Here is a 12785-nt window from a genome sequence, read left to right as displayed (position 1 = left end):
TGCCTCGGGTGGGCCGCGTTCGTCTCGGCGGTGTTCGTCCCGGCCGCAACCGGCTGGGCCGACTTCGTCAGCGGGGGGCGTCAGCCGATCGCGTGCGGCCGTTTTCCGTACCGCTCGTCGCTTCGGCGCCGGTGGCCGGGGGGGTCGCGGCGGCGGCCGACGAGGGCGAACGACACGGCCGCGAGTGCCTGGAAGGCAGCGGCGGCCAGGAGCGCGCCGGGCAGGGAGCGGGTGGCGAGGGGGCCGGCGAGGGCGGTGCCGAGGGCGTACCCGGTGGTCTTGAGGCTGGCGCCGGTGGTGAAGACCTGGCCGCGCAGGTGGGCGGGAGCGTCGCGGTGGCGGATCGCGAACAGCGCCGTGAGCTGCGGGCCTTGGCCTGCGCCGGCGAGGATCGCGGCGGCGGCGAGGGCCAACGGGCGTGTCGTCGCGGCGAGCAGGAGCGCGGCGCCGACCAGGACGATGGCCGACCACAGCACGGTGTCCGGGCGCAGGGCGCGCGGACGGCGGGCGAGGAGCGTGTTGGCGACGAGCGCGGACGCGGCGGAGCCGGACAGCAGGTACGCGCCGTGCCCGGCCCCGCCCAGCGACGCCGCGCCGAGCAGCGGGGCGCAGGTGATGAACATGCCGGCGCCGACGCAGGACACCACCGAGGCGGTCGTCGCGCGGGCGAGCGCGGGTGCGCGGTGGATCGCGCGGAACCCGGCGGCGAGGTCGGCGCGGATCGGGGCGCGCGGCGGGCGCCGGACGGCGGGCTTGGCGGGCTCGGCGGGTGCGCGCGGCAGTGCCCACGCGGGTGCCAGCGCCAGGCAGATGAGCGCGGCCGCGACCGCGACGGCGCCCGGCGCCCCCGCCAACCCGGCCACCAGCCCGGCGAGCGCGGGGCCGACCAGGCTCGCCAGGTCGTAGGTCATCGCGTCGAGCGCGTTCGCCCGCGCGAGCGTGCCGGCGGTGACGACGCGGGGGAGTTGCGAGGTCCAGCCGCCGGACAGGGCGGGTCCCAGCGGGCCGGCGAGCACCCCGAGCAGAACGGTCGCAGCGATGGGCATCCGGTCCAGAGTCGCGAGGAGAACCGCAAGGGCGGCCGCGTAGCCGCCGAGCGCGGCGGCCAGCAGACGTCCGGGGCGGGCGGACCGGTCGAGCAGCACGCCGAACAGCGGCCCTCCGGCCGCCGCCGACACCATCAGCGCGGCCGGTACCGCCGCCGCGCGGGACGCCGAACCGGTGGCGGCCAGCCCCGCCAGCAGCAGCGCGGGCCCCGACATCTCGTCGCCGACCCGGGCCGCGGCCGCCCCGCCGAGATACGACCGCAGGGCGCGGCCGCTGTGACGCGTTTCCATGCGAGTGACGTTACGCAGGTAACTCAAACATGCGCCACATGCGTTACAGTGCACAGATGTCATCTCCGGCTCCGTACGACGACCGGTCCACCCGGCACTCCGTGGCGGCCAACGCCAGGCGCACCGCCGACCTCGTCAACGCGCTTGCGGCGGAGGGTAGCTGGGCGGATCAGGGCGCTGATACGTCCGTGGGCGCGGCGGTGAACGAGGCCGCCGACGCCCGTACCCGGGACGCGGTCGCCGCCGTGCTGTGCGCGAACGGCGAGGCCGCACCCCTCACCTTCACCGCCGCCGACCTCGCCGACCTGCGTGCGGCCGCCCGCCTGCTGCGCGAGGTGTTCGCCGCCGGGCATGTCGATGAGGCCGCGGCCCGCCTCAATCGCCTGCTCGCGGCAGGCACCGGCCCGCTCCGCCTCACCTCGCACGCCGGGGGCAGCCCCTGGCACCCGCACCTGGACAGCGACGACGACGCGCCGTGGGCCGAGTGGTTCCTGTCCTCCTCCTGCATGGCGCTCGCCGTCCTGGTCTGGGACCGGCAGCGCCCGCCCGGCGGCGTGTGCGCCTCGCCGCGCTGCCCGAACGTCTACGTCACCGAGGGGCGCGGCCCGAACCGCCGCTACTGCTCGCGCCGTTGCGCCACCCGCGAGCGGGTCGCCGTACACCGGGCGCGCGCGGCGGCAGCATCCGGCCTGCCGCAAGTGCCGTCGCCGGTGCCGCTGTCCGCACGGCGGGCTGTCGGAAGGCGGTCGTCATGACGAAGGGCACGGTGAACGGCCCTGTGAGCGGCCCTGCGAACGGTCCGGCGAGCGGCTCTACGATCGAACTGGCCCCGGTCGCGCCGCCCGACCGGCCCGTGCTGGCCCGCCTCCTCCAGCTCTACCTGTACGACTTCTCCGCCTGGCGTCCTCAAGACGTCACCGCGCAGGGCACGTTCGCCTATCGTTACTTCGACGCGTACTTCACCGAGCCGAGCCGGGAGGCGTGCCTCATCCGGGTGGGCGGGGCCCTGGCCGGATTCACCATGACCCGCGAACTGCCCGACGGTGAGCGGGAGATGAGCGAGTTCTTCGTACTGCGGGGGCACCGCAGGCACGGTACGGGCCGCGTCGCCGCGCTACACACCCTGCGCCGGCACCCCGGCCGGTGGGTCCTCGACTTCGACCACGCCAACCACGTCGCCGCCCGCTTCTGGCCGCTTGTCGCCGCTGAGGCCACCGAGTCCGCCGGCGGTACGGTCAGCCGCGAGGACCACTTCCCGCCGGCCGTCGCGCACGCCGTCACGTGCCTGCGCTTCTCCGTCGCCCCGCCCGCGGACTGACCCCCGTCCCGCCGCTTGCCCGCCTACCCGCTTCCGGGCGTCCCGCGGCGACCGCGTCGCCCCCCCGCGCTCGTCCGCGTGGGCGGTCACTGTCAGTGGTCGCTCCTACGATGGCGGGTATGGAGATCGAGCCGTTCGACATCCGTTCCGCGCTGCCCGCGATGCTCGCCGCGCCGCGCGACCGCGCGCTCGCCTGGTGGTTCATCACCGGCTTCGCCGCGTACTGGGGCCGGCCGCTGGGCGCGGGCGACGGATGGGACCCCGCGGTCGTCGACGCCGCCGAGCGGCGCCTCGACCTGACGCTGCCGGCCGCGCTCCGGGAGGCGTACCAACTGTTCGGCCGGCGCGACGACCTGACCAGCAACCAGGACCGGCTGCTGCCGCCCGACGAGCTGTACGTGTGGGACGGCGCGCTCGTCTACCGGGAGGAGAACCAGGGCTGCGCCCACTGGGGCATACCCCTGGCCGACTTCGACGAGCATGCCGACGCCGTGGGGGAGGACGCGCGGCGCGATGACGCGGTGCGCGACGACCCCCGCACCGTCGCCCGGCCCGACCTCGCGGACAAGTCCCAGGAGCGCTGGGAGCCGTGGATGCCGAGTCTGGCCGCGGCCTGCGTCGAGATCGTCATGGCCGAGGCGCTGATGGACCCGGACGCCCCCACGGACTTCCTGGACACCGACGGGGAGGGGCTCGCGCCGGAGGTGGCGGCGTTGTGCGACCCGCTCCAGCCGTTCGGACCCGGCAGCCGCTGGTTCGCCGGGACCGACGTCCTGATACGCGAGGTCGAGGACGCGTTCGTCTGCGTCAGGGGCCGCACCCCCGAAGCACTCGACCCGATCCGCGACGCGCAGTTCGGCGACTGGCTCGGCGACTGACCGCCCCCGGCCCACGGCCCTTGGCGCCCCCGGGCCCTGGCCCTTCGCGCGCCGCCGCACACCGGGAACGTGACCGGGCGCTTCCGCGTTCGACGTTTGTCGAGTGAGAGTGCGGGGACGCGCGGAAACGAGGGAGGAACCCGATGGATTTCGTCGTCTTCATGACGCTGCCGGGGCTGGTCATCCTGCTGACGGCGGTGGCGTTCGTCGACCAGCTGATGCTGCGCGCCGGCCGGGCCGGGGTGCTGCCCTGGCGCGGTGGCCGGCAGGGCCAGATCACGGCGACCGGCTTCGAGCAGCTGCACGCCACCTTCTCACCCGGCAAGCAGAACGAACTCGACGAGCGGAAGTCCTCGTTGATGCTCCGGGACGAGGAGGGCGACGGTGCGCCGCCACGCTCGAAGGTCGACCTGGACCACGGCACCGCCGTGATCCGGATGACCCCGCGCCCTGACCCGAGCTGACGCCCCGGCTCCTGCCCGTACGGACACCGGTCAGTCGGCGGGCCAGTGCTGTTCGGCCCAGATCGTCTTGCCTGCCGAGGACTGGCGGGTGCCCCACTTCTCGGTGAGGCACGAGACGATGAACAGGCCCCGACCGCCCTCGTCGGTCACGCGTGCGTGGCGCAGGTTGGGGGCGGTGGCACCGGAGTCGCTGACTTCGACGGTGAGGGAGCGGTCGAGGATGAGGCGGAGCGTCACGGGTGGCGTGCCGTAGCGCACGGCGTTGGTCACCAGTTCGCTGACCAGGAGTTCGGCCGAGTCGAGGTCGTCGGGGTCGAGCGGGTGGTGGTACTCGGTGAGCCACTGCCGGGTGAGCTGGCGGGCGCGGTTCGCGGCGCGGTCCTCCGACGGCAGGGCCCAGGAGGAGGTGCGGCGGGCCGGGAGCGGACGGGCGCGGGCCAGCAGCGCGATGCCCTTGTGGACGGGGTGGGCCGCCAGCCTGGTGAAGATGCCGTCGGCCAGGCCCTGTGCCGTGTCGTAGACGGGCAGCACCCGGCTGATGATCTCCGTGCTGAGAGCCGGGTCCAGGTCGTCGCCGGCCAGAATGAGGGTGCAGTCGTCGTCAAGGGGTGCGGTGGCCATGGCGAAGGGCTCGGTGTCCGGGGCACCCAGGCGGGGGCCCACCGGTGCGTCGATCCGGTCGATCCGCCCGTCCGGCCTGATCAGCCGTGGTGCGGGCTGTCCGGCGCAGGCGACGGTGCAGGTGCGGGCGATCGGGTCGTAGAGGGCGTAGACACACGCCGCGGTCAGAGGCGGACCGTCGGAGGTGGAGGTGGCGGTGCGCTCCAGGGCCAGCTGGGTGACGGTGTCGCTGAGCCGGGCGAGGAGCTCGTCCGGTTGGAGCTCCAGTTCGGCCAGCACACGCAGGGCGGTGCGCAGATGCCCCATGGCGGTGACAGTCGCCATTCCCGTGCCGCCCACCTCTCCGACGACCAGCCCGCATCGCGCGCCGGACAGGGGGATGACGTCGAACCACGTGCCGCTGTGAGCGGTCGGGGAGAGCGCGACGAACGCGGTGTCGATGCCCAGTTGCGTACCGGGGACGCGGGAGAGCAGCCTCTGGCGGACCGTGGAGGCGAGGGCCCGGTCATGGGCGACGCGGCGCGCGTTGTCCAGGCACAGGGCCGCGTGGTCGACGGCGGACTCCACTGCCCGCAGGTCGGCCGTGGTGTAGCGCGCGGAGTCACCGCACCGGAAGATCCGCAGCAGCCCCAGCACCCTTCCCCTGACGGTCAGGGAGGCCACGATCGCGCTGTGCGCCTCGGCCCTCCGCAGCGCCTCCTGCCGGAGCTGGTTGTCCGCCAGACCGCCGTCGCGGTCCGACCGCAGCAGCAGGGGCCGTGTTCCCGTCAGGGCCTTGGCGAACGACGACTCGCGATCCACGGTCTCCACCGCGCTGACGCCCTCGTCCGGGTCGGGAGGCCCTGCGGTGCGGATGGCCGCGCGCCGCAGCAGCAGCTTCTCGGGATCGACCGGCTGGAGCGGCGGGTAGTCGCCGCCGGCCAGCTGTTCCGTCACCGACACCACCGCGAGATCGGCGAAACCCGGGCTCAGCGCGTCGGCGAGGTCCTGGCAGGTCTGCATCAGGTCCAGGGAACGCCCGACCCGTTCGCGGACGCGGGAGACGGTCATCGCCCGCTCGCGGTTCCGCTCGCGGCGGGTGACGTCGAGGAGCGTCATGGCCAGCCCGACCACTTCGCCGCCCGGTCGGCACAGCCGGAACGCGGAAACGGAGTAGTACTGCCGCAGCCCGTGCACGGTCAGGACCGTGACCAGCCGGGAGAAGACCGGCTTCCCGGTTTCCAGCACCCCATGGGCGGCGGCCATGTCCTCGACCGGGCTCTCCAGACGGTAGACGTCCTCCAGACGGCGCCCGAGAAGGTCCGCCGGCGCGCTGCCGTGCATGGCCCCTGCCGCCGTGCTGGCCCGGATCAGCCGCAGATCGCGGTCGAGGACGAGCAGGCCCAACTGCGACACCGAGAAGAGCGCGCGCACCAGCGGGCCCTCCACGTCCGCCTCGGCCGTGTCGGAGAGGTACACCGCCCAGCCGCCGCCCTCGCCGTCGGGCCGCGGTACGGCGCACAGCGCGGCGTCCGTGCCGCGGACCGCCTCCACCACGCGGCCCCCCAGCACCGCGTCCGCCGAGCGGCCGAACAACAACACCGCGGCCTCGCTCCACGCGCTGACACGGCCGGCGTCATCAGCGGTGAACAGCGGTTCCGTCGCCTGCCCCATCGCGACCTCCCGTTGATCCGCGCAAGAGCGCGCACGTCGCCGAACCCATGACCTTCATGATGGGCACCGGGCGGGCAACTTTCCTGTCGTCCGACGGGGGAGTGGCGGGGCCGACGGCTTGCCCGCGGAGGGGATCGGGAGGCGAGTCCGGTCGGGGTGCCACGGGCGTGGGCGCTTTTGTCGGTGCCGAACTGGATCACCCGACCCCGCCACCCCGACCCCGCCACCCCGACCCCGACGACGCCCCGGCCCCGGCGACGCCCCGGCCGCAGGTCACCGTCACACCGGGGCACCGCGTCCGCCGGTCACCGGGCGGTGCCCGGGTACGAGGCTCCGGAGCAGACCGATCTGGCCCAGGTGGGCGAAACTGTCGGTGATCAGCCCGCGCAGCCGCTCCTCGACGGTGTGCGCGTTGCCCAGCGTCGGGCTGTCCACCACACGTGTGAGATCGCCGTCGGGCGCGGCGGCGAGGTAGCGCTCCGCCAGTGCGTGGGCGGTGACTTGGTACGCCGGCAGGAGGTTGCTGTTCGGCGTGCGGAAGGCGGCGGCCTGTTGGGCGGAGTGCCCGAAGCCGGTGTCCGACGGGTCCGCCGGGCGGCCGAAACGCGCCGCCCACCCCTCCGCCACCCACAGTTGCGGTGCGCCGGTCAGTTCGGACAGGTTGCGGTCCTGGACGCGCGCGATGTGCCAGGCGAGCCAGCCGATGGTGTTGCTGGTCGGCGACACCTGCCAGGCGAGGGCCGCCGGTCCGATCCCCTCCACCGCGCCGGCGTAGTCCGCTCGCATTCGCCGGAACAGCCCCAGGGACAGCGCCTGCCAGCCCCCTGCGTCCGCCACGTCCGGTCAGCCGGCCAGCCGGGTGAGGGCCAGCGCGTGCGCGCGGTCGAGTGCGTCGGCAGCGGCACAGGGGACGTCGGGCTGTATGCCGGTGCCCTCCCAGTTCGTGCCGGAGACGGGATTGACCGCGCGGCCCACCGGGATCGTGGCTTCCAGGTGCGGGTGCACCGTCCACCCCTCCCGCGGGTGGGCCCCGCCGCCGGTTCGCTCGCCGACGACGACGGCGCGGCCGAGCTGCTGCAGGTCGTACGTCAGCTCCTCGGCACCGGAGAAGGTGCGGTCGCTGGTCAGCACGTACAGCGGCTTGCTGCCGCCGAAGCGCCCGCCGGGAACGTGCGACGCGCTCCAGGACTGCTCGTAGCGCTCGCCGTCGCGCCAGTACATGGTGTTGAGGTGGGTGCGCTCGTCCAACAGGTAGCCGCAGACGAAGGCGACGGTGTTCGGGTCGCCACCCAGGTTGGCGCGAAGATCCACGATCAGCGCCCGGGAGCGGGACGCCAGGGTCAGCGCCGCACTCAGCGGTTCCGCGGCCCACTCCAGCGGAAACAGGATCGGTGCCAGCTCCACCACCGCCACCCCTTCGGAGAGCAACTCCACCCGAGGCGCACCGCCCAGCGAGCTGTCGAAGTCCCGGCGCATCGCCGCCAGGGTGGCCGCCCCCTGCTCCGCGGGCACCGAATCGGCGTGGTACTTCAGCCTCAGATGCCGGTCGCCGTTGACGGACTGCAGGTCCGCGGTGACCAGCCGAGCAAGCTCCTCGGCGCCGCCGACGTCATAGGCGCCCTCGGTGAGGCGCTGCCGCAGCAGGACCGTGAGCTGCTCGGACACCTCGGGGAAGACGTAGTGCTCGATCAGGAGCCGGACGGTCTCGTCGATGACAGGGGCAGGCCGGAACAGTGTCGGAGTCGTCATGGCAGGGAGTAGAGCATCGCCCTTGCGAAAGCGTCAAGAGCATTAGACACTTTCGGTATGCGTGACCAGCCTTCCTGTCCGCCGCCTCCTGAGGACGTCCAGGAGATCGGCTCGCCCGAGCAGTTCGCGGCGCTCGCCCACCCGTTGCGTCAGCGGTTGCTCTTCGCCCTGGGTCACCGGCCCGCCACCATCAGCCAGCTCGCGGTGCAACTCGACGCGAAGAAGGGCAACGTGGCCCACCACCTCAAGGTGCTCCGGGACGCCGGGCTGGTCCACGTCGCCGAGACCCGCCAGGTCCGCGGCGGCACCGAGCAGTACTACCAGCGCACGGCCCGCCGTATGGTCGTCGCCGAACCCCGCGCGGCAGGCACCGCCGCGATGCTGGCCGCGGTCGCCCAGGAGCTGGAGCGCTCGCCCGACGAGACCTGTCTGACGCTGCGTCACCTGCGGCTCAGCCCCGCGAAGGCGAAGGAACTCGGCGAGACCCTTGCCCGGTTGGTCGACGAGGCCGAGGAAGACGCGGAGGACCAGCCCGTGTTCGGCGCGTTGGTGACGCTCTACCAGCACGCCCAGCCGACCGCCGCGAACGGTTCCGCATAGGCCGTGTGGTGAAAGTGGGCTTTGCCCCTCGTCTCGTGAGCCGAAGCACGAGAGCTGTCACAGAGGCGGGCTTGGTTGATGTAGGCGGACGGGGCCTGGGCGATGGAGGTGCCGTCTGGGCGATCGAGCACGGGTGCCGTTCACCCAAACCCCCTACACGTATGGGGAGTTCAGGGAGCCGGCGGATTCGTTGTGGTCTCCCTGGCCTGGGGTTTGTGAGGCTGTGCCCGGCGCGCCGGCCGGGCGCCATCCCGCCATCGCGCACGGTGGTCGCATGCGAACCCAGAGTGCAAGCGAAAGGCGCGCACCTGGCGGACCGCGATCCGTCAAAATGCGCGCCCATGTGATGACCCGTCAATTCGACGTCAGCTTCTCAGTGCTGTGGCCGCGGGCACCAGGATCGTTCGACTCAGTTGCCGGTGAAGACGATCGAGCTCAGATTCGCCCCGTAAGTGGGTGTGCACGCGCCTCGGTAGAAGTTCCAATTGCGTCCCGCGGTGTCATGCACGTATCCCGTGTAGCTGTTCGAGCACACCTGATCGGAATTCACGATGTTCATCCAGCCTGTGTTGGCGCTCCCACCGTCCCAGACGTAGCAGTAGTGGCCGCTCGAGCCGTAAGAGACGTTGACGACGGACGACAGGTTGCACGTGGAATTCACGACCGTGGCGCTGGCCGGGGTCGCAGCGAGGGCGCCGGCGGCGGTGAGGCCGGCCGCGATGGCTCCGGTTGCCAGCTTTCGGGCGAGATTCATGTGGTTCCCCCTGAGGATGCGTGCTTGGCGAGTCGTCTCCCATGCGAGCAGTGTCGCCGAGAGGCGTGCGAGCCCCCGTGACGTGCTTTGGTGCATGACGGCTCGTTACGGGGTCGTTGTGCAAGGTCGAGGCTAAGAGCTGCTGTCCTGGATTCGTCCTAGATCAGTCCTTGCGCACTCCGTTCACATGAGCGCATGTGACAAGTCGCATGCCTTGTTGGTGACAACCAGACTGCTTCGACCGGTCCGAATCGCCGGCTCATCCCTCTCCGCTGGTGACAACTACGGTGCTTCGGCTCATTCCGCATCCGGATGATCCGGGTGTGGGTCGAGGGGATCTTTCCGATGAGCAGTGGGCGATCCTGGAACCGTTGTTGCCGGTGGCGGGGCCGCGAGGACGACAAGGCCCGGCACGCGGTCGAGCGTGGGATCAACCGGCTCAAGCGGAATCCGGGCGGTGGCCACACGGTTCGACAGACTCGCCGTCCGGTCCGAAGCCACCGTCCCGATCGCCTCGATCAGCGAATGGCTGTGACCAGACCGAGGCGACCGCGAACCCATGCCATGCTGACGGCGGCCGGGCGGAACGGAGAAGCTCCTATCTCTTGTCAAGCGGCCTGTGTAAGGTCGGTCTTCGAGATGTTGGTGCAGGTCAGGGCCTTGAAGACCTCGCGGGCTATGTAGCGTTTGAGGCAGCGGATGATGTCCTTCTTCTGCAGTCCCTGCGCCGTGCGTCGGGCCACGTACTCGCGGGTGCGGCTGTCGTGCTGCATGCGGACGACCGCGATGCGGTAGAGGGCCGCGTTGGCGGACCGGTTGCCTCCCCGGTTCAGCCGGTGGCGGTCGCGTCGGCCGGAGGAGGCGGGCAGAGGAGCGGCGCCGCACAGGTGGGCGAAGGCTGCCTCGGAGCGCAGGCGCTCGGGGTTGTCGCCGACTGCCGCCAGGAGGCGGGCGGCAGTCTCGGGCCCGACGCCGTTGACGGCCATCAGCGTCGGTGCGGCCTGAGCCGCCAGCACGGTCAACTCCGCGTCGTAGTCGCAGATTTCGCGCGCCAGGTCCTGGTAGCGGCGGGCGAGGCGGCGCAGGGCGAACTTGGCGGCGGTTGCGGGGTCGGCCAGGTTCGTTGCCGGCCGCAGCCTGGCACACACGCTGATCAGCTCTGCCGCGGGCAGACCGCGCAGCTGGCCGCGCAGTGCGTCGGGCGCGGTGACCAGGAGGCTGCGGATCTGGTTGATGGCCTGCGTACGGGCCTTCACGGCCGAGGTGCGGGCGTTGTGCAGGACGCGCAGCCCCTCAGCAGCCCCGGCGTGGGACTTCGGGACTATGCCCGCGCGTCCGGAGGCGACCGCCTCGGCGGCGGCATAGGCGTCGATGGGATCGGACTTGCCCAGCTGGCGGCGCATACGCCGGTCGGGCCGGTTGATGTCGAACACTTGCAGGCCAGCAGCGGCCAGAACGCGGGCGAGCTGGGTGCCGTACGATCCGGTGCCCTCGACGCCGACGGCGAGCACGGTCCCGAAAGAGCGCAGCCAGGCCAGCAGGGCACAGTAGCCGTCACCCGTGGTGGGGAACTGGGCATCGCCCAGGTGCCGGCCGATGGGGTCGACGACGGCGGCGTGATGCGTGTCGGCGTGGGTGTCCACGCCGCCGAAGACCTCCGGGCGCTGTTCGGTCATGATGGGGGTGCTGTCCTTCCGGCTTGCTTCGGGGGCAGCACACGCCGGTCGGGCGGCGGACAAAGCAGTGACGGGGGCTTCTAGCCCAAGCTCCTATCAGGTCACGAGCGCCCGCCCGGCTGTGTGCACGGTGGTCCTCCGCGGCGAGTCGACAGTTCTCCGACATGACAGCCCTTGGGCGTCAGCTTCGATGTGGGTCAGACCCGGCGGAGGACCACGGCACCATCATCACTGCGAGGGGAGATCGCGCAGATGGGGGCTCAGTACTACGGCGCAGACAGCGAGAACGGCGACCGCATCGACGACCCCTCCGAGGACGCGCTGTTCATGATGATCAGCGACCTCAACGACTCCGACAACACCTTCGTCGTCGTCCAACCCGACGAGGAGGACCCCGTCTGGTTCGCTTCAGTCGCCGTCCTGGACGAAGGCGGCTACGAGGTCGTCCGCCGCGACACCACCCACAACGAACACGAGGTCACCACCTCGACCAGCATCAACGACATCGCACGCGACCTCACCATCTGGATGGCCGCCCGCCACTTCCCCGGACGGCCGGCCAACCAAGTCACCGACTTCTAGAACAGGCCCCAGGCGGTGCGCCGGACCGCCGACTTGGTGGCCGGCGCGAAATGGGGGTGCTGGGCTGGTCCGTCACTTCGCCAGGGCCGTGCGGAGGAAGGCGAGGATCTCCGCCCGGGCGGCCTGGGCCTGTGGCTCCAACCCGGGCAGGGTGAGGAACGCGTGCTTCGCTGCCGGGTATTCGGACAGCCGCACGGGCGTCCCGGCCTCGCGCAAGCGCTCGGCGTAGCGGCGGCCCTGATCGGCGACCGCGTCCTGGGTGGGGACCACCACGAGCGCCGGGGCCAGCCCGCTCAGGTCGTCGGCGTACAGCGGCGAGAGCGCGCGGGCGTCGCTCCCCGGTGGGACGGCGAGCTGCTGGAAGAGCCGCAGTTGGGGCAGCGCGCGGGACGGGGTGTACGCGTACTCGGCGATCGAGGGGTAGTCGTACATCGTCGCGGTCACGTCGACCGCGGGGTTGACCAGCACTTGCGCTTTGAGGTCGATGCCGGCCTCCCGCGCCCGGATCGCGGTCAGCGCACAGATCAGGGCGCCGCAGCTCTCGCCGAACACGGCCGCGCGCGCCGGATCGACGCCCCACCGCGCGGCGTTCCGCACCACGTGCCGCAGCACGTCCCAGCCGTCGTCGGCGGCGTTCGCGAGCGGACTGTCCGGGGCGATGAGACGATGCTCGACCGAGACGACCAGCGCGGGCAGCGCCGCGGCGAGGTGGCTGTTGGTCCAGTCGCACTGCACCGCCGTGCCCACGAAGCTGCCGCCGTGCACATGGACCACGAGAGGCAGGACGGTCCGAGCGGCGGCGGCCTCCCCGTCTCCCGTCGACGCCGGCCGGTAGACCCGGACCGGGAGGTCGCGGCCGGGCAGCGCGACCTCCTGCCAGGCGATCGAGGCGCCGGGGTCCGGCTCCCCGGTGAACGCCCGGGCCGCGCCGGAGGCCCGGAAACGGTTCTCCGCGTCGCGGTAGGCGATCAGTTCCTCGGTCGTGATCGCCGAGAAGTCCGGCTCCGGCGGCCGATTCGCGGTGCTGATCTCGCTCATGTCTCCTGCTCCCCCTCCCGGCCGGATGCCGGGTCCGTCGTTGTCGTCGGGCGGTGCGCGTCGGGCGGTGCGCTGCGTCGTCGGGCGGTGCGCTGGCCATACGGCCGTGCGTCGC

At 72.3% G+C, this 12785-nt stretch carries 13 protein-coding genes and 1 pseudogene; 7 read left to right on the top strand and 7 right to left on the bottom strand.

What is annotated here, in order from left to right:
• Positions 1–80 precede the first annotated feature (80 nt).
• Positions 81–1337 carry an MFS transporter gene (locus OG370_RS04920; RefSeq protein WP_328460971.1) on the bottom strand — a complete coding sequence of 419 codons (1257 nt, stop codon included), beginning with the start codon at positions 1335–1337 and terminating at the stop codon, positions 81–83.
• A gap of 56 nt (positions 1338–1393) precedes the next feature.
• Here OG370_RS04920 and OG370_RS04915 point away from each other — a divergent pair, with 56 nt between their 5' ends.
• The 4 genes from OG370_RS04915 to OG370_RS04900 all read left to right on the top strand — a co-directional run bounded on the left by OG370_RS04915 (position 1394) and on the right by OG370_RS04900 (position 3997).
• Complete coding sequence (locus OG370_RS04915; protein WP_328460968.1) at positions 1394–2092, top strand: CGNR zinc finger domain-containing protein; 699 nt, start codon at positions 1394–1396, stop codon at positions 2090–2092.
• On the top strand, positions 2089–2655 hold the full coding sequence (locus tag OG370_RS04910; RefSeq protein ID WP_328460966.1) for a GNAT family N-acetyltransferase: 567 nt from the start codon (positions 2089–2091) through the stop codon (positions 2653–2655). Before OG370_RS04915 ends, OG370_RS04910 begins: the two co-directional genes overlap by 4 nt.
• Positions 2656–2774: 119 nt before the next feature.
• Positions 2775–3533, top strand: coding sequence for an SMI1/KNR4 family protein (locus tag OG370_RS04905; RefSeq protein ID WP_328460964.1), 759 nt, complete (start codon positions 2775–2777; stop codon positions 3531–3533).
• Between the two features lie 143 nt (positions 3534–3676).
• Entirely contained in the window at positions 3677–3997 is a 321-nt protein-coding gene (locus tag OG370_RS04900; protein ID WP_328460962.1) for a DUF6191 domain-containing protein, read from the top strand.
• 30 nt (positions 3998–4027) lie between these two features.
• Here the strand turns inward: OG370_RS04900 and OG370_RS04895 are convergent, their stop codons facing one another.
• The 3 genes from OG370_RS04895 to OG370_RS04885 all read right to left on the bottom strand — a co-directional run bounded on the left by OG370_RS04895 (position 4028) and on the right by OG370_RS04885 (position 8020).
• Positions 4028–6271, bottom strand: a complete 2244-nt coding sequence (locus tag OG370_RS04895; RefSeq protein WP_328460960.1) for a SpoIIE family protein phosphatase — start codon at positions 6269–6271, stop codon at positions 4028–4030.
• Between the two features lie 279 nt (positions 6272–6550).
• A complete protein-coding gene (locus tag OG370_RS04890; protein ID WP_328460958.1) occupies positions 6551–7108 on the bottom strand; it encodes a DinB family protein in 558 nt (185 codons plus the stop codon).
• Positions 7109–7114: 6 nt separating this feature from the next.
• Positions 7115–8020: a S41 family peptidase gene (locus tag OG370_RS04885; protein ID WP_328460956.1), complete on the bottom strand. Its 906-nt coding sequence runs from the start codon at positions 8018–8020 to the stop codon at positions 7115–7117.
• Between the two features lie 57 nt (positions 8021–8077).
• On the opposite strand from OG370_RS04885, the gene OG370_RS04880 reads away from it, so the two are divergent.
• Positions 8078–8620, top strand: a complete 543-nt coding sequence (locus OG370_RS04880) for an ArsR/SmtB family transcription factor (RefSeq protein ID WP_328460954.1) — start codon at positions 8078–8080, stop codon at positions 8618–8620.
• A 409-nt stretch (positions 8621–9029) separates the two neighbouring features.
• On the opposite strand, the gene OG370_RS04875 is transcribed toward OG370_RS04880, so the two are convergent.
• Positions 9030–9374, bottom strand: a complete 345-nt coding sequence (locus tag OG370_RS04875; protein WP_328460952.1) for a hypothetical protein — start codon at positions 9372–9374, stop codon at positions 9030–9032.
• Between the two features lie 390 nt (positions 9375–9764).
• On the opposite strand from OG370_RS04875, the pseudogene OG370_RS41430 reads away from it, so the two are divergent.
• Positions 9765–9909: pseudogene (locus OG370_RS41430) on the top strand (IS5 family transposase); the annotation flags it as partial.
• Between the two features lie 73 nt (positions 9910–9982).
• Here OG370_RS41430 and OG370_RS04870 read toward each other — a convergent pair.
• The gene (locus tag OG370_RS04870; RefSeq protein ID WP_328460950.1) at positions 9983–11050 is read right to left on the bottom strand and encodes an IS110 family transposase; all 1068 of its coding nucleotides are present in this window, start codon (positions 11048–11050) and stop codon (positions 9983–9985) included.
• 252 nt (positions 11051–11302) lie between these two features.
• On the opposite strand from OG370_RS04870, the gene OG370_RS04865 reads away from it, so the two are divergent.
• Entirely contained in the window at positions 11303–11632 is a 330-nt protein-coding gene (locus tag OG370_RS04865) for a hypothetical protein (RefSeq protein ID WP_328460948.1), read from the top strand.
• A gap of 72 nt (positions 11633–11704) precedes the next feature.
• Here OG370_RS04865 and OG370_RS04860 read toward each other — a convergent pair whose 3' ends face one another.
• On the bottom strand, positions 11705–12670 hold the full coding sequence (locus tag OG370_RS04860) for an alpha/beta hydrolase (protein ID WP_328460946.1): 966 nt from the start codon (positions 12668–12670) through the stop codon (positions 11705–11707).
• Positions 12671–12785 lie beyond the last annotated feature (115 nt).

It is taken from the genome of Streptomyces sp. NBC_00448, from assembly GCF_036014115.1.
Taxonomy (GTDB): domain Bacteria; phylum Actinomycetota; class Actinomycetes; order Streptomycetales; family Streptomycetaceae; genus Actinacidiphila.
This window is presented reverse-complemented; position numbering and strand designations above follow the sequence as displayed.